The following is a 19,165-nucleotide window of genomic DNA, read 5'->3' as shown; positions in this document are numbered from 1 at the left end:
GTGTGGGGGGAGAAGCACCTCTCCCCAGCCCTCTCCTTCGCCTGCGGCGAAAGGGAGGGCAAAATGCAGAAGCTTCGCAACCTGACAGTTCACGTATTCCGTCCTGTCCCTTTGGCGTAGCCGCGGGAAAGTTGGGCTTTTCAATTGCCGATCACCACAACCGCTTTGCGGTCGAGGCCGCTCACCTTCGCTGGTAGTGCACGAAACGGAACGCGAACGCGTGCCGCTCATCGGCGTGATGCAGTTGGCTGTCCACTTCCTGCCATTGCGCCCGGTCAACTTCGGGGAAGTGCGTGTCTGCCGCTACTTCCGTCTCCACCCAGGTCAAGTACAGATCCGTGGCCTGATCCAGCAGCAGGCGATAAATCTCGCCGCCACCGATCACACACAACTCGCTGGCGCCCTCTTCTGCCGCGATGGCCTGCGCCTGCTCCAATGACGCCACCGCACGCATCCCGGCGAACGGCACCTGGCCGCTGCGGGTCAACACAAGGTTGGTGCGGCCCGGCAGTGCGCGGCCCAATGATTCGGCGGTCTTTCGCCCCATCAGAATCGGCTTGCCGAGCGTCAGCGCCTTGAAGTGTTTGAAATCATCCGGCAGATGCCACGGCATCGCGTTGTCGCGACCAATGCCGCGATTGCGATCGAGTGCGGCAATAAGCGAAAGCCGGGAACCGGGGGCAGCGAACGGAGAATCGCCTGAAGTCACCGCATCTGCATGACCCAACATTCCCGGTTCCCGGCTCCCCGTTCCCTGCGCTTGGTTCATACCGCCACCGGCGCCTTGATCGCCGGATGCGGGTCGTAACCATCGATGCGGATGTCGTCGAACTGGAAGCCAAACAGGTCGGTCACTTCCGGGTTCAACCACAGCGTGGGCAGCGCGCGCGGTTCGCGCGACAGCTGCTCGCGGGCCTGTTCGTAATGGTTGGAATACAAATGCGCGTCGCCCAGCGTGTGCACAAAATCGCCCACGCCCAGGCCGGTGGCCTGCGCGACCATATGGGTCAGCAGCGCGTAGCTGGCGATGTTGAACGGCACGCCGAGGAAAATGTCGCCGCTGCGCTGGTACAGCTGGCAGCTGAGCTTGCCGTCCACTACGTAGAACTGGAACAGGTTGTGGCATGGCATCAGTGCCATCTGCGACAACTCGCCCACGTTCCACGCGCTGACCACCAAACGTCGCGAATCCGGGTTGCGTTTGATCTCGTCCACCAGCCACTGCATCTGGTCGATCTGTTTGCCGTCGGCCGTCGCCCAGCTGCGCCACTGCTTGCCGTACACCGGGCCAAGGTCGCCGTTGGCATCGGCCCACTCGTCCCAGATGTTGACCTTGTTGTCCTTCAGGTAGCCGATGTTGGTGTCGCCTTTCAGGAACCACAGCAGCTCGTGGATGATCGAGCGCAGGTGCAGTTTCTTGGTGGTGACCAGCGGGAAGCCCTGGTTGAGGTCGAAGCGCATCTGCCAACCGAATACGCTGCGCGTGCCGGTGCCGGTGCGGTCGGACTTCTCACTGCCATGCTCGAGGACGTGCTGCAGCAGATCCAGATAGGGCTTCACGCTTTCTCTCCAGTGGGCAGGACGGGATGCAGGACCGGGGCGCAGCGCGACATCAGCAGCAGGCCAACACCGAGTGCGATCAGCGGCAGGCTCAGGATCTGCCCGCGCGTGAGCCAGTCGAACGCGACATAGACGCCGTTGTCGGGCATGCGCACGAACTCGACCAGAAAGCGGAAGCTGCCGTACATCAGCGCGAACAAGCCAGACACCACATAACGCGCGCGCGGTTTCATCGAGAACGCCCACAGCACGACGAACATCACCAGCCCTTCCAACAACGCTTCATACAACTGCGAGGGATGGCGTGCGTACTGATTGAGCAGGCCGGCTGCGTAGTCCTGCTGGATCTGCGCGGCAGACATCAGTTGCTGCATGGTCGGCAAGCCGGCGGGAATGTCCTTCAACGGCGCATGCGGGAAGATCACGCCCCAGCTGGCATTGGTGAACTTGCCGTACAACTCGCCACCGATGAAGTTGCCCAGCCGACCGAAGCCCAGGCCCAGCGGCACCAGCGGCGCGACGAAATCCAGCGTGTCGAAGACATGCAGCTTGTGCTTGCGCGTCCACCACCAGCCCGCCGCGATCACACCGAGCAGGCCGCCGTGGAAGCTCATGCCGCCTTCCCACACCCGCAGCAGGATCAGCGGGTTGTGCAGGAAGTCAGCGGTTGCATAGAACAGCATGTAGCCGATGCGCCCGCCCAGCACGACGCCGAGCATGGCGTAGAACAGCAGATCGGAAAAACCATTCATGTCCACGCCGGGCAGGCGCCCGGCACGGATGCGGGTACGCCCCAGCCACCAGGCGGCGGCGAAACCCAGCAGGTACATGACGCCGTACCAGTGCACCTTGATCGGCCCCAGCGAGAAGGCGATGGGGTCTATGTCATGGAGGTAGATCATGCAGGTGCTGTCCAGCGAAACGAACGATTGCCTATTCTCAGGGCAGCCTCCCCCGGGCTCAAGCCATGCCGTCAGGTCAGCCCGTTGCGGGTTCAGCCCAGCAGCTGCGGTCGATCCGGCAATTCATTGCCTGACGGGCGTGAGGAATCCGGCGGGAAGTACATCGCCAGCAGTTGTGAAACCTCGGCCACCGCCGCCAGCACGGAGGCTTCGCGATCGCCCTGCTGCAGTTGCTCGCGCAAGTGGTCGCACACCTGTTGCCAACGCGCCGCATCCACCGCCTCACGCAAGCCACGGTCGGCGACGATCTCGATGGCGTGATCGGCCAGCAACAGATAGATCAACACACCGTTGTTGGCACGGGTGTCCCAGGTGCGCAGTACAGCGAAGGCATGATCGGCACGATCACGCGGGCTGACGCCCTTCCAGATGGCGGACAGCGGCAAGTCGGATTCAACCGCGAACATCACCTGGCCGTCGTGCAGACGCTCGCCCTCGGCGATGGCCTTGGCGATGCGATCCAGGCTCGGTTCCGGGAAGGCCGCCTGCGCTGAAGGTGCAAACAGATGCCGCCACCAACGCATCACCAACTCCCCGAGGCGCCACCGCCTCCTGAACGACCACCGCCGCCACCCCAGCCGCCGCCTCCTCCGAAGCCACCGCCGCCGAAACCGCCACCGCCTCCAAATCCGCCTCCACCCCAACCACCGCCACGGGCGAAGCCGCCACGCGACGCATTGCCGAACGAGAGGAAGAACGCCACCAGCGCGGCAATGCCGCCGCCCATCATCGACAACAGCAGCAGCCCGGCGCCACCGGCAAGCAGCCCAGCCACCAGGCCACGCAGCGCGCGTGGCAATCGCGACAACAGCACACGCATGAACGCCGATGCCAGCACACCGATGACGATGGCGACGAAGAAGGTCTGGTCGCCATCACCGCCCGGCTCGCGGTTGCTGCTCACCGGCGGCGGCAGTTCCTCGCCGTCGATCAGCTTGACCAGCACGGCCGTGGCGGCAGTGATGCCACCGGCGTAATCGTCCTGACGAAAATGCGGCACCAGGTATTCCTGGATGACCCGGTTGGCGATGGCGTCGGGAATGGCGCCCTCCAATCCGTAACCCGGCTCGATCCGCACCCGCCGGTCATTTTTGGCGACCACCAACAACACGCCATCGTCCACACCCTTGCGGCCGATGGCCCATTGCTCGATGACCCGCGTGGCGTACTGGGAAATTTCTTCCGGCGCGGTGCTGGGTACGATCAGCACCTGCAGCTGGCTGCCCTTGCGCTGCTGCAGGGCCAGCGCCTGTTGTTCCAATGCCTGCTTCTGTGCGGCATCCAGAGTGCCGGTGGTGTCGACCACCGGCGAATCCAGCGGCGGAATCGGCGCCAGCTGCTGCGCACCGGCCAAGCCTGCCCAGCTCAACCCGAGCAGGCAGACCAGCCACCACAGCCGTGGCAACACGCCACTCACCGATGCCGACTCACTGCGCCGGAGCCGGGGCCGGCGGCGTGGCCGGCTGCGGGTTGCCGAACTTCACTTCCGGTGGCTGCGAAATCTGCGCCTCGTTCTCGACCGTGAAGTTGGGCTTGGCCGCATAGCCGAACATTTTTGCGGTGATCACCTGCGGGAACGAGCGGATGTAGGTGTTGTAGTCCTGCACCAGCTGGATGTAGCGACCGCGCGCCACGGTGATGCGGTTTTCGGTGCCTTCCAGCTGCGCCTGCAGGTCACGGAAATTCTGGTCCGACTTCAGCGTCGGGTAGTTCTCGCTGACCACCAGCAACCGCGACAGCGCGCTGCCCAGTTCGCCCTGCGCCTGCTGGAACTGCTGCAGCGAGGCCGCATCGTCGGCATTGACCTGGATCTGCCCGACCTTGGCGCGAGCGTTGGTGACTTCGGTCAGCACCTGCCGTTCCTGCTGGGCATAGCCCTGCACGGTGTTGACCAGGTTGGGAATCAAATCGGCGCGGCGCTTGTATTGGTTCAGCACCTCGGACCAGCCGGCCTTGACCGCTTCGTCCTTCTGCTGGATGGCGTTGTAGCCACACCCGGATATCGAAATCACCGCGACAACAAGCAGCATCAGACGGAGGTACTGGCGCATGGTCGGACCCTTGGACGGCAGAGGGGCCGAGCATGCCACGGTCCGTGTGCAGCGTGTGCATACAAGAAGGGCCGGCAATGTGCCGGCCCTTCGGTTGCTGCGGGGCGAACCTGACCGACGTGATGGCCGGCCAGCTCACTCGCTTACCAGTTGTCCGCGCCCGGCACGTGGTGGGCCTTGGCGTTGCGGCGCATCAGCAGGTTCAACCACTCCACCATCACCGAGAAGCCCATGGCGGCGTAGATGTAGGGCTTGGGCACGTGCACGTCCAGGCCATCAAGCACCAGCACCGCACCGACCAGCAGGATGAAGGCCAGCGCCAGCAGCTTCACGGTCGGGTTGGCGTCAATGAAGCGGCCCAGCGGGTTGGCCGCCAGCAGCATCACCGCCACCGACAGCAGCACCGCGCAGACCATCACCGGTACATGGTCGGCGATGCCGACGGCGGTGATGACCGAGTCCAGCGAGAACACGATGTCGATAACCGCGATCTGCGCGATCACCATGCCAAACGACGCGGTGGCCTTGGTGGTGGTCGGGTCGGCATCTTCGCCGCCGCTGACCAGTTCGCGGATTTCCGCGATGCCCTTGTAGAGCAGGAACAGACCGCCAATCACCAGCACCAGGTCACGGATGGAAATGCCCATGCCGAACACGTTGAACAGGTTGTTTTCCATGTGCGCCAGGTAAGCCAGCGACACCAGCAACAGGATGCGGGTGATGCACGCCACCGCGATGCCGACGCGACGTGCCACCGGGCGCTGATGTTCCGGCAAGCGGCCCACGGCGATGGAAATGAACACCAGGTTGTCGATACCGAGCACGATTTCCAGCGCGCTCAACATGAACAAGGTCAACCACACATTGGGGTCGGCAAGAATCTCAAAAGACATGCAGGCAATCCTTCAACAAAAACGTGAAACCACCGCCACTCGGCGGATGGTTTTTCAGAGAAAACGCGGCGCCAGGATCAATCCCCAGCACAGCAACACATTCATCATCAGCACGAACACCGCGGCCGATCCCATGTCCTTGGCGCGCCCGGCCAGCACGTGGTACTCCGGGCCATAGCGCTCGATCACGGCCTCGATGGCCGAATTGGCCAGCTCCATCGCCAGCACCAGCAGCATCGAGCCGATCAGCAGCACCTGTTCGATCGGCCCATGCCCCAGCCACAGCGCCAGCGGCGCCAGCACCACGAACAGGCAAACCTCCAGCCGGAACGAGGACTCATGCAGCCAAGCGGCCTTCAGGCCCTGCCAGGACCATTGCGCCGCCTTGAAGATGCGGGCCGGCCCGCGCGGCATATGCCCGGTCTGATCAGCCATGGGACACCTGGCACGCAGCCACGCGACGGTCACACCAAAGTTGCCGGAACTGGGAAGCTGGCATGCAGAAAATACCGGTTGGGTGGAAAAACAATCGGCAATTTTGCCACATTCGCCCTCACGGCACCCTAAGCCGGGTCCCAGGGCGCCTCAGCGGTAGTGCAGGGTTGCCGTGGTGCCGACGCCTTCACGGCTCTCCAGCGTGATCCGCCAGCCGCAGCGTTCACACAGCCGCCGCACGATGGGCAGGCCCAGCCCGGCGCCCTGTGGCTGGCCTTCCTCGCCCCGGAAAAACGGCTCGAACACCCGCGACAACGCTTCAGCGCTCATGCCGATGCCGGTATCGCGCACCACCACCCGGCCCTCTGCCACCTGCACCTCGATTTCGCCGGCATCGGTGAAGTGGCAGGCATTGCGCAGCAGATTGCCGACCACGACATGCATCACCCGTGGCGGTGCCACCATCGGCTGCGGGCCATCAATCAGTAACCGCAGTTCCACGGGTTTGCCGACCAGCAGCTCAGCGACGGCATCTACTTCCTGGCGCACCACATCGCCCACGTCGAAGGCTTCGGACAATGGCTCTACGTCGGTTTCGCGGGCCAGCAGCAGGAAGGCATCGACGATGGCTTCCATGTCGCGACCGGAGCGCTGGATGCGCTGCAGCCCACGCTGCAGGCGCGGGGTGAGCCCGGGGTCGGCCAAAGCCATGTCGCTGGCCATGCGGATCACCGTCAATGGCGTGCGCAGTTCGTGACTGGCATCGCGGGTGAAGTTGCGCTCGCGGGCAACGTGTTCACTGACCCGACCGGCCATGCCATGCAACGCCAGCGCCAGTTGCCGCGCCTCGCCCTGCACTTCGGCCGGCAATCGCTCCGGCGCCAGCTCGCTGGCATCGGGGTAACGCGGGTCCCAGCGCGCCACCCGCCGCGCCAGCCAGTTCACCGGCGACACCAACCGCCAGGATGCCCGGTAGGTGAGCCACGACAAAGCGTAGATCGCCAGCAGCACCAGCATCACCGGCAACACGCCGAGCCAGAACGCCGCGCGGCGCGCCTGCGAATGGGGAAACACCAGATACAGCCGAGCACCCGGCTGCTGGTCAACCAACACCAGCTGCTCGGCAGCTTCCACCTCATGGAAACCCGGCGCCAGCGCGCGTAGATCGGCCGGAATCTGTTCGGCAGGCTGGCCATCGGCCAGCAGATAACCACGGATATGACGCGTATTGGGCAATGGCGCATCGGCCGACTGCGCACGCAGCGACCAGTAGTGCTGCGCCTCGTCCTTCAGCACCACATTCACCAAGCCGTGCTGGATCAGCAGCGATACCAGATAGCCGCCCAGCAGCACGCCCAGGCTTGCCAGCAGCGCCTGCAGAATGAACGCGACTTTGATCTTGTGCGGCAAGCCGTACGGCATTGCGTCCATCCCCCTGAACCGCCGTGATTATAGGGAGTGACCGCCTGCCAATGACGCCATACCCACTGCAACCGCCGCCCGTCATCGGCGGCGGTTATGCCTGCTCTGAGGGTCAGCCCATCGGCTGGCCGATGTCGGCGATGCGATAGCCCGCGCTCTGCACGGTGTGCAGCAACGGGCGGTCGAACGGCTTGTCGATGATTTTTCGCAGGTTGTAGAGGTGGCTGCGCAAGGTGTCCGAATCCGGTAGGCCATTGCCCCAGATCTCGCGCTCGATCTCCTGGCGGGTGACCACGCGCGGCGATTCGCGCATCAAGATGGTGAGCAGGCGCAGGCCAATCGGCGACAGCTGCAACTCGCTGCCGGCGCGGGTGGCGCGCATGCTGACCGGGTCCAGCACCAGGTCGGCGACCTTCAAGACCTCGGCGCCCACTTGGCGGCGTTCGCGGCGGATCAGCGCACGCAGGCGCGCTTCCAGTTCCTGGATCGCGAAGGGTTTGGTCAGGTAGTCATCGGCGCCGTAACCCAGCCCGGTGAGTTTGTCGTCCAGCGTGTCGCGCGCGGTCAGCATCAATACCGGCGTGGATTTACGCGCTTCATTACGCAGGCGGCGGCAGACTTCGATGCCGTCCAGACGCGGCAGCATCAGGTCCAGCACCACCACGTCGTAGCTGTTCTCGGCCGCCAGCCGATAACCGTCCAGGCCATCGACCGCGTAGTCCACTTCAAAGCCCTTGCCTTCCAGGTACTCGCCAATCATCTCGGAGATGTTGCGGTTGTCCTCGACAACCAGCACGAGCCCGGATGATTCCTTGGTCTGTCGCATGGAGCCTCCTTAGTCTTCAGCTTTGTGAAAGATGCCGGATGACAAGTAGAAACCATGTGAAGGCATCTGGCGGGAATTTGTTTTATCTGCAACCAAAACAAGGCCGTCGCGGCAAATCCGGCCGCGCGATCCGCGTCCCGACGCTGATGGCAGTGGCAGCCACCCAAGCATGCATTCGCCACTTTCAAAATCGATGACAGCGCAGGCCTATGCTGTCGGCCCGTCCCCGACAAACCCGCTCATGCCCGCCCCGCCCTTTACCGCCTACCTGTATCCGGTGTTGCTGCTGATCGCCAGCAATGTGTTCATGACCGTGGCTTGGTACGGCCACCTCAAGTACAAATCCGCGCCGCTGATGACCGTCGTCCTGGTCAGCTGGGGCATCGCGTTCTTCGAGTACTGCCTGCAGGTGCCCGGCAATCGTTTGGGCAGCGCGGTGTATTCGGCACCGCAGCTCAAGGGCATGCAGGAAGTGATCACCCTGCTGGTGTTTGCGGTGTTCTCGGCGACCTATCTGGACCAACCCTTGAAATGGAACCACTGGGCCGCGTTCGGGCTGATCGTCGTGGCGGCGTTGTTGATGTTCAAGGAGTGAGGCGACGGCGGCTGACGGGTAGGAGCGCCTTCAGGCGCGAAGCCGGGGCTCCGCCCGCCGATGCGGTTGCTGCAGTTGCAGGCCGCATCAGCTTCGCGGCCGAGGCCGCTCTTACTTGGCCGCATCGACGTACTGGGTGAACACCGCATCGATCTTCGCGCTATCCACTGCCGCGCCGTCCTTGACGGCCTCGGCCTGCTCGAACAGCGGAATGATCATCGCCATGCCGTCCAGCTTGGTCTTCAGGTGCACGCCCGGCGCCTTGCCGAGGAAGCCATCCCAGCGCTGACGCACCTGCGCCCAGAAGCCCGACGTGCCCTTCCAGTAGCTGTAGGCAGGCGCAAAGTCGACGTCCGTGGTCTTGAGGTAATCGTTGAAACCGAACTCGCGCGCGATTTCCACCTGGCTGCCGTCAGCATTGCGCTGCACCTTGGTGTTGAACTGTTCGTGCGTCCAGCCATTGGGCGTGAGCGTGTGACGGTTCACCACGGACAACGCGTTGTAGTCGCTGCGCTTGGTGTACTCACGACGCGGCAACGGGCGCCAGCTCAGGTCGCTGGTCCAGGTCGGCACGTTGTTGTCGTAGCTCCACTTGCCGGTGCCGCAGTAACGCGGCGCGTCACTGACTTCGTACACGCATTGCGTCCAGGCGCCCTGGTTCACTGCTGCGGGGATGCTGCGCACCAACCAGTTCTGGTCGGCAGTGAACTCAAAACGGTTGGGCGCTTCGTACACCCAGTCCTGACGCCAATGCTTGGTGACGTGGCCGCTCTTTTCATCCACCAACAGGTGCTGCAGCACGATGCGCTGCGGCGTGTCTTCAATGACGATCACCACTTCATTGCCGCCGCTGCGCATGGCCGCCGCGCGCTCATAGCCGGGCTTGAGCAGGACGGTTTCGTCGAAGGCGAAATCCACGGTGTACTCGCCCTGCATGGCCAGGATGAAATCGTGGTCGCGGGCGATGCTGGCGGGTGCTGCACTGGCGGCACCGCAGGCGGTGGCGAGCAACAACAGGCTGGCGTGATGGAGCTTCATTGAGCGTTCCTTTGTGCGTTGCGAAGAGGGAATGGCCATCCGTGGCCGCAGTCGATCCTTCGGAGTCGGCCCTTGCGGAACCGGAGAGAGAAGGTTTGGTGTTACCAGGACACCGCGACGCTGGCCGATACCGTGCGGCCCGGGTTGCTGTAACGGTCGATGACAGTGCTGCCGGTTGCCAGCGTCGAGGTGATGCTGGACCAGTCGATGTAGTTGCGATCAGCCAGGTTGAACACGCCGACGTTGAACTTGGCACCGGGCGCGAACTCCCAATGGCCCATCAGGTCGAGCACACCGTAGCCGGCCGGGCGGTAGGCGTCTGCATCGGCGATACGGGTCTTGCGCTTGGCAAAGGTGCCGGCCAGTTCCACGCCCCACGCATCACGGTCGTACATCAGGCCGACCGTGCCACGCAGCGGGTCCACCGAATCCAGCGGCACGTCTTCGGTACGGTTCTGGCCGTGCGACCACGCCAGTGCGCTGCGCAGCGACCAACCGTCCAGCGCAGCGCTGAGCTGACCGAAATCCACACCGGCCTTCAGCTCCGCGCCGTAGATACGGGCTTCGGAAATATTCTGCGACTGGAACACCAACAAGCCCTGCGCGTTGCGGCCGACGTTGCGCTGCGACTCGATGAAATCCTTGTAGTCGTTCCAGTAGCCGCTGACGCTGACGTAAGCGGCCGGAGTGAGATAACGCATGCCCAGTTCCACCCCATTGCTGGTTTCCGGCATCAGGTCCGGATTGGGAATGGCGGTGTAGCCGAACATCACGTTGGTGAAACCGAGGTTCACGTCGTTGTACGGCGGCGAGCGGAACCCGTGCGAATAACCGGCGAACAGTGACCACTCATCGTCGAAGCGCCACACCATGCCCAGCTTCGGCGACACGCTGGTCTTGCTCAGCGACGCGACCGGCATATCTGGATTGTCCTCGCGGAAGATGCTGTCCAGCTCCGGCGAGAGGCGGTAGTGATCCACGCGCAGGCCCGGCACCAGCGACAGCCGGCCGCCGGCCATGCGCATTTCGTCCTGCACATACAGGCCCAACTCGGTGGTCTTGCTGATCGGGAAATCACGCACCGGGAATGCATCCGGAAGAATCGTGGTGCTGGTGCTGCCATTGGCCAGCACCTGGAAGCCATCACGCTTCTGCTTCACTTCGGTCCACGCGCCATCAAAGCCCCAGGTCAATGCGTGTTCGACATCGCCGGTCTGCAGGCCCTTGTTGAACTGCGCCTGCGCGCCATACACGCGCTGGTCGAAATTGAACTCGCGATGACGACGGCTGCCGTTGGTGCGGCCTTCATTGGTGACCTGCGTGGTCTCGCTGTCCTGGCGGTACAGCTGCCAATGCAGGCTGTCGGCGAACGCACTATTCAACGCATCCATTTCATGCGCGAACGAAACGCGCGTGCGCGTCTGTTTGTCGTGCGCGGTCATATCGGTGGTGGTGCGTGCCGAAGGCGTCGGATGCGTATCGTTGATCGACGAATAGACATCGGTATCGGTGATGTCTTCATTTCCTTCCACCGTCAAACGGAAGCGCTGGGTGTCATCCGGTGCGTAGACCAGTTTGGACAACATGCTGCGACCGTCGCGCTCCTGCGGATTGGGCGCGGTGCGGGTGTAATCGTGGCTGCGGTTGTCGCCCTTGTTGTCGGTTTCCTGGCCTTGGCGATGGTTGACGTTGACCATGCCGCTCCAGCGCTCGCCGCCAAACGCGGTGGTGACGCTCCCCAACAGGCCCTGCCAGTCACCGTCGTAACCGAACTTCAGGCCGACGTAACTGTCCTTGCCGTCCTTCAGGTAGTCGGCCGGATCTTTGGTAACGAATGCCACCACGCCGCCCAACGCATCGGAACCGTACAGCGAGCTGGCCGGGCCGCGCACGATCTCCACGCGCTTGAGCGTTTCCAAATCGGTGAAGTTGCGGTTGGCGTTGGCGAAATTGCCAATGTCGAAACTCTTCGGCATGGCGATGCCGTCGGTCTGGATCAGCACGCGATTGCCGTCCAGGCCACGGATGCGGAAGCCGCCCAGGCCGAAACGGGTCGCGCTGCGGGTCACCGAAATGCCCGGTTCGTAACGAACCAGATCGCTGATGTCATGCACCAGCTGATTGTCCAACTGCTCGCGGTCGATCACGTCCACGGTCGCGGCGACGTCGCTGACGGCACGTTCGGTACGGGTGGCGGTGACCTGCACGCGGTCGAAATCACGCGTATCGGCCGAGGCAGCGGTTTCTGCGTGCACGGGAGAAAGTACCGCCCACAGGGCAGCACTCAGAACAGTTGGACGAATCATGGAAGCCTTGAATCCGTTGGAGATGCAGAACCCTTGGCGGGACGACCGGATTGCCTGGACAACCCGGCCGCTGCCAAGGGGGGGAGAGATGTGCGATTCAGACGGGCAAGGCGCACGGCGGCGCCGGCCCACAGGGAACGCGACCTGCCGTTATTTGGTCAGGATCAACTTGTCGTTGCTGGTGTGGCGCAGGCGATAGAACTTGTCGCCGTGCTGGATGACGATTTCACGCTGGCCCTTGAGCAGGGCGCCGCTGTCGACAACACCGTCGGCCGACATCAACTGGACCGGACGCTGCGGCAGGTGGAGGGTGCGGGGGCGAAGCAGGATGGGCTGAGCGGACATCGAGGTGATTCCGTGCTGGGGACGGAGTTGATGATAATGATTCTCAATATCAATGCAATACCCATTCGCAAAAAGAATTCGCATCACCCATAGGAGCGGCTTCAGCAGCGATGCCCGAAGCATCTTCCGCGACAGCTAAACCCTGCGATTACAGCCACGCAGACGCCGGCTGCATCGCCGACTTCGCGGCTGAATCGCTCCTACCCTGCTGTCGCAGATAGCAGAACGGCCCGGTGCGAGGCCGGGCCGTTCAAGTGGACGTCATTGCTACCGGAAACGGCGGCAATCAGCCAAAGATGGCTTCGATGCGCTGCCAGCCCTGCGCGTCCACGCGATCCAAGACATCCAGCGCGCGCAGGTTTTCCTCCAGCTGCGAAACCCGGCTGGCGCCGAGGATCACGCTGGACACGTTCGGGTTGCGCAGGCACCAGGCAATGGCCAGCTGCGCCGGCGACTCACCCAGCTCGGCAGCCAGCGCACTGAAGGCGCGCACCTTGCCCAGACGATCCTCTGCCGGCTCGCCAAGCACGGCGGTCTGCAGCCATTCCAGCGACGGCTGGCCCAGGCGCGAATCGGTGGCGATGCCGTCGTTGTACTTGCCGGTCAGCAGGCCCGAGGCCAGCGGCGACCAGATGGTGGTGCCCAGCCCGGCATCGGCGTACAGCGGCGCGTACTCCTGCTCCACCCGCTTGCGGTGCAGCAGGTTGTACTGCGGCTGCTCCATCGTCGGTGCGTACAGGTGGTTGGCGCGGGCGAAGGCCACGGCCTCGGCGATCTGCGCACCGGACCATTCCGAGGTGCCCCAATACAGCACCTTGCCCTGGCGAATCAGGGTGTCCATGGCCAGTACGGTCTCGCTGATCGGGGTTTCCGGATCCGGACGATGGCAGTAATACAGGTCCAGGTAATCCACCCGCAGGCGCGTGAGCGCGGCGTGGCAGGCGTCGGTGACGTGCTTGCGCGACAAGCCGCGCTGGGTCGGCGCCGGGTCTTCGGCCGAGCCGAAAAACACCTTGCTCGACACGCAGTAACCGTCGCGCGGCAGGCGCAGGTCGGCGATCACATCGCCCATCACCTGCTCGGCGCGGCCCTTGGCATAGCCCTCGGCGTTGTCGAAGAAGTTGACCCCGTTGTCCCAGGCCGCGGCGACCAGGTTGCGGGACTCATCGCGCCCGATCTGGCTGCCAAAGGTCACCCAGGCGCCAAAGGACAGGGCGGAAAGCTGCAGGCCGGACGACCCGAGACGACGGTATTGCATGGCTCACTCCAGGATTTCAGTCCGCGCCGGCAGCGCGGAAGGGCCGCCAGTGTAACTGGCCGACCTGCCCGTTCAGCCCTCAGACCTTGCCGATACCGGCGCAATCCAGACAGTTCGCCGCATATGCCCCGAAGATTCTTGCCCGGCATAAGCCGCTGCTCTAGGCTTGCGTCTTTTGCGGGTTCGCCCGGGGATTCATCATGGTCGAAGGTTTGGGCAGGATTGGCTTCGGCCTCTTCGGCCTGGCGGTGCTGTTGGGCATCACCTGGCTGTTCTCCAATAACAAGAAAGCAGTGGACTGGAAGCTGGTTGCCACCGGCATCACCCTGCAGATCGCTTTTGCCGCGCTGGTGTTGCTGGTTCCCGGCGGCCGCGACGTGTTCGACTGGCTGGGCAAGGGCTTCGTCAAGATCCTGAGCTTCGTCAATGAAGGTTCCAACTTCATTTTCGGCAGCCTGATGGACATCCCCAAATACGGCTTCATCTTTGCGTTCCAGGTGCTGCCGACCATCATCTTCTTCTCGGCGCTGATGGGCGTGATGTACCACCTGGGCGTGATGCAGGCCATCGTGCGGGTCATGGCGGCGGCCATCACCAAGGTGATGCGCGTGTCCGGTGCGGAAACCACCAGCGTCTGTGCCAGCGTGTTCATCGGCCAGACCGAAGCCCCGCTGACCGTTCGCCCGTACATCTCCAAGATGACCCAGTCCGAGTTGATCACGATGATGATCGGCGGCATGGCGCACATTGCCGGCGGCGTGCTGGCGGCGTATGTGGGCATGCTGGGCGGCGGCGACCCGGCCGCGCAGGCGTTCTACGCCAAGCATCTGCTGGCCGCGTCGATCATGGCTGCACCGGCCACGCTGGTGATCGCCAAGCTGCTGGTGCCTGAAACCGGCACCCCGCTGACCCGTGGCACGGTGAAGATGGAAGTGGAAAAAACCTCTTCCAACATCATTGATGCCGCTGCGGGCGGCGCTGCCGACGGCCTGCGCCTGGCGCTGAACATCGGTGCGATGCTGCTGGCCTTCATCGCCCTGATCGCCCTGCTCAATGCGCCGCTGACCTGGATCGGTGATGTCACCGGCCTGGCGGCCGCCATCGGCAAGCCGACCAATCTGGCCACCATCTTCGGTTACGTGCTGGCCCCGATTGCCTGGGTGATCGGTACGCCGTGGGCCGATGCCACCACCGTGGGTTCGCTGATTGGCCAGAAGGTCGTGATCAATGAATTTGTGGCGTACATGGACCTGTCGCAGATCATCCAAGGCAACGTTCCCGGCGTCACCCTGAGTGACGAAGGCCGCCTGATCGCCACCTACGCGCTGTGCGGTTTTGCCAACTTCAGCTCCATCGCCATCCAGATCGGTGGCATTGGTGGCCTGGCACCGGACCGTCGCCAGGATCTGGCAAAGTTCGGCCTGCGTGCGGTGCTGGGCGGCACGGTTGCCACCCTGATGACCGCTACCATTGCCGGCGTGTTGACCCATTTCGGCTGATTCATCAGCCAACTTAGAGACGTAGATTCCATGAGTTCTGTTGTCATTGCCGGTTCTTTCAATGTCGACCATGTCTGGCGCTGCGATGCCCTGCCCGCGCCAGGGGCGACCATTGCCGGACGCTACAGCACCGGCCCCGGCGGCAAGGGCTTCAACCAGGCCGTGGCGGCCCGCCGCGCCGGCGCCGAGGCCAGCTTTGTCTGCGCCCTGGGTGACGACGCCGGTGGCACGCTGGCACGCCAGCTGGCAGCAGCGGACGGCATCCAACTGGTGGCCGAAGCCAGCAGCGAGCCGACCGGCACCGCCGGTATCTACGTCGATGGCCGTGGCCGCAACTCCATCGTGATCGGCGCTGGCGCCAATGCCTCGCTGAGCACGGAGTTCATGTCGGCCAACGCGGCACTGATCAGCGGCGCCAAGGTGCTGCTGGCACAGCTGGAATCGCCGGTGGAAACCATCGAAGCCGCACTCAGCCTGGCCCGTGAGGCCGGCGTGTTGACCATGCTCAACGCCGCGCCGGCCAATGCGCCGTCCACCATCAGCCTGCTCAAGCTGGCCGATGTACTCACCCCGAACGAAACCGAGTTCGCCGCCCTGCTCGGTCGCCATGTCGGCGAACGCGTGGAAGCGGACGACGTGGCCGCGCTGGATGGCGCCAGCCTGCACGCGCTGTGCCGCAAGCTGTCGGGCAACACCGTGGTGGTGACGCTGGGCGCAGTGGGTGTGTTTGTCTCGCATGACGAAGACAAGCTGCGCGGCGACAGCCAGCCGTACTACCGCGTGGCCGCCGAGTCGGTGCAGGTGGTGGACACCACCGGCGCCGGCGACGCCTTCAACGGCGCACTGGCCGCCTCGCTGGCGCATACACCCGATGCAGCGTTCATCAAGCACGTGCGCTTTGCCAACCAGTACGCCGCCCGCTCCACCGAGCAGGAAGGCGCAGCGGTGTCGATGCCGCGGATGACACCGGCCGACGCCTGAGTCCATCCACATCGTTTGATCCCATGACGGCCCGGAAACGGGCCGTCATGCCGTTCAGGCGCCACGTTCCTGTCGGACAACTACAATACGCAGCATGCAGATCGGCCCCTACACCATCGCCCCGAACGTGGTGCTCGCTCCCATGGCGGGCGTCACCGACAAACCGTTCCGACAGCTGTGCAAGCGGCTGGGTGCGGGTTTGGCTGCCTCGGAAATGACCATCAGCGATCCGCGCTTCTGGAATACCCGCAAGTCGCTGCATCGCATGGACCATGCCGGCGAACCGGCACCGATCAGCGTGCAGATCGCAGGCACCGAACCGCAGCAGCTGGCTGAAGCGGCGCGTTACAACGTTGACCACGGCGCGCAGATCATCGACATCAACATGGGCTGCCCGGCCAAGAAAGTCTGCAACGCCTGGGCCGGCTCAGCGCTGATGCGCGACGAAGCCTTGGTCGCGCGCATTCTTGAAGCGGTGGTCAACGCGGTGCCGGTGCCGGTCACGCTGAAGATCCGCACGGGTTGGTGCGCGGACGTACGCAATGCACCGGCCATCGCCCGCATCGCCGAAGACAGCGGCATCGCCGCGCTGGCCGTGCACGGCCGCACCCGCGACCAGCACTACACCGGCGTGGCCGAGTACGACACCATCGCCGCGATCAAGGCGATGCTGCGCATCCCGGTGTTGGCCAATGGCGACATCGATTCGCCGCAGAAGGCCGAGCAGGTGCTCAAGCACACCGGCGCCGATGCGGTGATGGTTGGCCGCGCCGCGCAGGGCCGGCCGTGGATCTTCCGCGAGATCGGCCACTACCTGGCCACCGGCGAACAGCTGCCGCCGCCATCGCTGCAGGAAGTGCGCGACATCCTGATCGCCCACCTCATCGACCTGCACGCCTTTTACGGTGAGCCGCAAGGCGTGCGCATCGCCCGCAAACATCTGGGCTGGTATGCCAAGGATCGCCCCGAAAATGCCGCCTTCCGCGCGGTGGTCAACGCTGCTGAGAGCACCGACGCACAGCTGCGGCTGACCCGCGATTACTTCGATGCATTGATCGCCGGTGAAGTGCCGGCACGTTCACCGGCGGCGTGATCAAGAAAGCGCTGGGATTTCATCTCAGCCGACGCAGCTGATCTACCGCCGCAGGCTGGGATGGAGCAACGCGCAATCCCAGCGCGCTTCGCAGCTCAATGCATCACACCAGATCCGGATGCCGATCCACCAACGCCTGCTTGCGTTCCTGCAGGTCACTGATCCTGTTCTGCAAGCCATCAATCTGCACATCCAGATCATCCACACGCGCTTCGATATGGTCATACGCTTCCTGCAGCAACTCGCGCGCCTCGCGGCGGCTGGACGCATTGGGTGTATCGCCATGCAGTGGACGATTGGCGGTTTCACGCATCAACAAAGCCGTCACCAAGCCCACCACGGCCACCACCATCAAGTAGTACGCCGGCATCATCAAATCGCCGGTCACCTCTACCAACCACGCCGCAGCGGTCGGTGTCAGGCCGCAGAAGATCACCGAAATATTGAACGCCGTGGCCAGCGCGCTGTAACGCACGCGCGTGGGAAACATCGCCGGCAACGTGGACGCCATCACGCCGATCAGGCAGTTCAACAACACCGCCAGCAACAACAGGCCCACAAAGATCAAACCGATGTTGCCGCTGTTGATCAGATGAAACGCCGGGATCGCAGCCACCAGCAGACCAAGACTGCCGGCCGCGATGAAGGGCCTGCGCCCAACGCGATCACTGGCCCAGCCCACCATCGGCTGCACGAACAACATACCAATCATCACCACGATGATGATCAGCACGCCGTGATCTTCGGAGTAATGCAGGTTGTGCGACAAGTAGGTCGGCATATAGGTCAGCAACATGTAATAGGTCACATTGGTGACCAGCACGATGCCCACGCATACCAGCAACGAACGCCAATACTTCGTCGCAATCTCCATGACAGAGATGCGCGGCGGACTGCCAACGGCGTCCTGATCCTCGCGCTCCATGCGCTCCAGTTGTTCGGTAAAGGCCGGCGTTTCTTCCGCCGCATGGCGCAGGTACAGGCCGATCAGGCCCAACGGCGCAGCAAGGAAGAACGGCACGCGCCAGCCCCATTCCAGAAAACGCACTTCCCCAAGAATGCTGCTGAGTACCACCACCACGCCCGCACCCAACACGAAGCCGGCGATGGAACCAAAATCCAGCCAACTACTGAGGAAGCCGCGCTTCCGATCCGGCGCGAACTCCGCCACGAACACCGCTGCACCGGTGTACTCACCGCCCACCGAAAACCCCTGCACCAACTTGCATAACAGCAGCAGAATCGGCGCAAGGATGCCGATGCTTTCATACGACGGAATCAAGCCGATGCAGAACGTACTGATCGCCATCAGGATGATGGTGGCCGACAACACTTTCTGCCGCCCGAACTTGTCGCCCATCACACCGAAGAACACGCCACCCAACGGACGCACCAGGAACGGCACCGAGAACGTACCCAGCGCGGCGATGGTCTGCACACTCGGCGACGCCTCGGGAAAAAACACTTTGCCAAGGGCATAGGCAACAAAGCCGTAGACACCGAAGTCGAACCATTCCATTGCGTTGCCAAGCGCAGCGGCGGTGACGGCTTTTTTGACTCTGCCCTTGTCGATGACGGTGATGTCACCAATCTGCATCGGTTCATTACGAATAGCGGATTCACTTGTAGACATGCAGTACCAGTCCTCCCGTGATTGAGTGGGATGCGTGCAAGGCCTGGGCACACTGAATCCAGCGCAGGCCGTAATGCGCACGAATGAATGACCCACAGCAGCGCTGCGGGAACGGTCGGGGACAGTAAAGAACCAGGAACAAGGCCTGGAAAGGCGAAAAGCCGGCTGTCCAAGTACCCAGGCGTGAATGCCCTGCGCGAAGCGCGTGAGGTACCGAGCCTGCTTATTTTACGCGGGCCGGTGTTAAGACAATCTAAAGATCACGCCA

Annotated in this window: 19 protein-coding genes; 4 read left to right on the top strand and 15 right to left on the bottom strand. The window is 63.4% G+C overall.

The genetic code is table 11. The features are described from left to right. Positions 1 to 181: 181 nt before the first annotated feature. The 10 genes from ACREP4_RS04300 to ACREP4_RS04255 form a co-directional block, all read right to left on the bottom strand. Entirely contained in the window at positions 182 to 730 is a 549-nt protein-coding gene (locus ACREP4_RS04300) for a dihydrofolate reductase (RefSeq protein ID WP_431594971.1), read from the bottom strand. A 35-nt stretch (positions 731 to 765) separates the two neighbouring features. Then, the gene (locus tag ACREP4_RS04295; protein ID WP_431594970.1) at positions 766 to 1,560 is read right to left on the bottom strand and encodes a thymidylate synthase; all 795 of its coding nucleotides are present in this window, start codon (positions 1,558 to 1,560) and stop codon (positions 766 to 768) included. Continuing rightward, the gene (gene lgt, locus ACREP4_RS04290) at positions 1,557 to 2,462 is read right to left on the bottom strand and encodes a prolipoprotein diacylglyceryl transferase (RefSeq protein ID WP_431594969.1); all 906 of its coding nucleotides are present in this window, start codon (positions 2,460 to 2,462) and stop codon (positions 1,557 to 1,559) included. Before lgt ends, ACREP4_RS04295 begins: the two co-directional genes overlap by 4 nt. Before the next feature lie 92 nt (positions 2,463 to 2,554). Continuing rightward, on the bottom strand, positions 2,555 to 3,046 hold the full coding sequence (locus ACREP4_RS04285) for a TPM domain-containing protein (RefSeq protein WP_431594968.1): 492 nt from the start codon (positions 3,044 to 3,046) through the stop codon (positions 2,555 to 2,557). Continuing rightward, positions 3,046 to 3,939 (bottom strand): TPM domain-containing protein, encoded by an 894-nt coding sequence (locus ACREP4_RS04280; RefSeq protein ID WP_431594967.1) that lies wholly within the window; start codon positions 3,937 to 3,939, stop codon positions 3,046 to 3,048. The genes ACREP4_RS04285 and ACREP4_RS04280 overlap by 1 nt, the downstream gene beginning before the upstream one ends. Positions 3,940 to 3,949: 10 nt before the next feature. Beyond that, complete coding sequence (locus ACREP4_RS04275; protein WP_431594966.1) at positions 3,950 to 4,573, bottom strand: LemA family protein; 624 nt, start codon at positions 4,571 to 4,573, stop codon at positions 3,950 to 3,952. 143 nt (positions 4,574 to 4,716) lie between these two features. After that, positions 4,717 to 5,466 (bottom strand): TerC family protein, encoded by a 750-nt coding sequence (locus ACREP4_RS04270; protein WP_431594965.1) that lies wholly within the window; start codon positions 5,464 to 5,466, stop codon positions 4,717 to 4,719. A 54-nt stretch (positions 5,467 to 5,520) separates the two neighbouring features. Continuing rightward, a complete protein-coding gene (locus ACREP4_RS04265) occupies positions 5,521 to 5,901 on the bottom strand; it encodes a diacylglycerol kinase (RefSeq protein WP_431594964.1) in 381 nt (126 codons plus the stop codon). 150 nt (positions 5,902 to 6,051) lie between these two features. Continuing rightward, entirely contained in the window at positions 6,052 to 7,323 is a 1,272-nt protein-coding gene (locus ACREP4_RS04260) for a sensor histidine kinase (RefSeq protein ID WP_431595314.1), read from the bottom strand. 112 nt (positions 7,324 to 7,435) lie between these two features. Then, complete coding sequence (locus tag ACREP4_RS04255; protein ID WP_057633435.1) at positions 7,436 to 8,149, bottom strand: response regulator transcription factor; 714 nt, start codon at positions 8,147 to 8,149, stop codon at positions 7,436 to 7,438. Between the two features lie 241 nt (positions 8,150 to 8,390). Here ACREP4_RS04255 and ACREP4_RS04250 point away from each other — a divergent pair, with 241 nt between their 5' ends. Beyond that, positions 8,391 to 8,744 carry a DMT family protein gene (locus ACREP4_RS04250; protein WP_431594963.1) on the top strand — a complete coding sequence of 118 codons (354 nt, stop codon included), beginning with the start codon at positions 8,391 to 8,393 and terminating at the stop codon, positions 8,742 to 8,744. Positions 8,745 to 8,855: 111 nt separating this feature from the next. Here ACREP4_RS04250 and ACREP4_RS04245 read toward each other — a convergent pair whose 3' ends face one another. The 4 genes from ACREP4_RS04245 to ACREP4_RS04230 all read right to left on the bottom strand — a co-directional run bounded on the left by ACREP4_RS04245 (position 8,856) and on the right by ACREP4_RS04230 (position 13,691). Beyond that, positions 8,856 to 9,782: a DUF6607 family protein gene (locus ACREP4_RS04245; RefSeq protein WP_431594962.1), complete on the bottom strand. Its 927-nt coding sequence runs from the start codon at positions 9,780 to 9,782 to the stop codon at positions 8,856 to 8,858. Positions 9,783 to 9,883: 101 nt separating this feature from the next. Next, complete coding sequence (locus ACREP4_RS04240) at positions 9,884 to 12,088, bottom strand: TonB-dependent hemoglobin/transferrin/lactoferrin family receptor (RefSeq protein ID WP_431594961.1); 2,205 nt, start codon at positions 12,086 to 12,088, stop codon at positions 9,884 to 9,886. Between the two features lie 150 nt (positions 12,089 to 12,238). Continuing rightward, positions 12,239 to 12,433, bottom strand: a complete 195-nt coding sequence (hemP, locus tag ACREP4_RS04235) for a hemin uptake protein HemP (RefSeq protein WP_057633428.1) — start codon at positions 12,431 to 12,433, stop codon at positions 12,239 to 12,241. A 286-nt stretch (positions 12,434 to 12,719) separates the two neighbouring features. Further along, positions 12,720 to 13,691, bottom strand: coding sequence for a potassium channel beta subunit family protein (locus ACREP4_RS04230; RefSeq protein ID WP_431594960.1), 972 nt, complete (start codon positions 13,689 to 13,691; stop codon positions 12,720 to 12,722). 200 nt (positions 13,692 to 13,891) lie between these two features. Here ACREP4_RS04230 and ACREP4_RS04225 point away from each other — a divergent pair, with 200 nt between their 5' ends. The 3 genes from ACREP4_RS04225 (at position 13,892) to dusB (ending at position 17,264) form a co-directional block, all read left to right on the top strand. Then, positions 13,892 to 15,190: a NupC/NupG family nucleoside CNT transporter gene (locus ACREP4_RS04225; RefSeq protein WP_431594959.1), complete on the top strand. Its 1,299-nt coding sequence runs from the start codon at positions 13,892 to 13,894 to the stop codon at positions 15,188 to 15,190. Between the two features lie 30 nt (positions 15,191 to 15,220). Beyond that, positions 15,221 to 16,171 carry a ribokinase gene (locus ACREP4_RS04220; RefSeq protein ID WP_431594958.1) on the top strand — a complete coding sequence of 317 codons (951 nt, stop codon included), beginning with the start codon at positions 15,221 to 15,223 and terminating at the stop codon, positions 16,169 to 16,171. Between the two features lie 94 nt (positions 16,172 to 16,265). Further along, positions 16,266 to 17,264 (top strand): tRNA dihydrouridine synthase DusB, encoded by a 999-nt coding sequence (gene dusB, locus ACREP4_RS04215; RefSeq protein ID WP_431594957.1) that lies wholly within the window; start codon positions 16,266 to 16,268, stop codon positions 17,262 to 17,264. A 103-nt stretch (positions 17,265 to 17,367) separates the two neighbouring features. Here dusB and proP read toward each other — a convergent pair whose 3' ends face one another. Further along, on the bottom strand, positions 17,368 to 18,897 hold the full coding sequence (gene proP / locus ACREP4_RS04210; RefSeq protein WP_431594956.1) for a glycine betaine/L-proline transporter ProP: 1,530 nt from the start codon (positions 18,895 to 18,897) through the stop codon (positions 17,368 to 17,370). Between the last annotated feature and the right edge of the window lie 268 nt (positions 18,898 to 19,165).

Origin of the sequence: Stenotrophomonas sp. (assembly GCF_050737575.1) — a bacterium.
Classification (GTDB): Bacteria; Pseudomonadota; Gammaproteobacteria; order Xanthomonadales; family Xanthomonadaceae; genus Stenotrophomonas.
The sequence above is the reverse complement of the archived record's forward strand: the minus strand, read 5'-3'. Positions and strand labels throughout refer to the sequence as shown.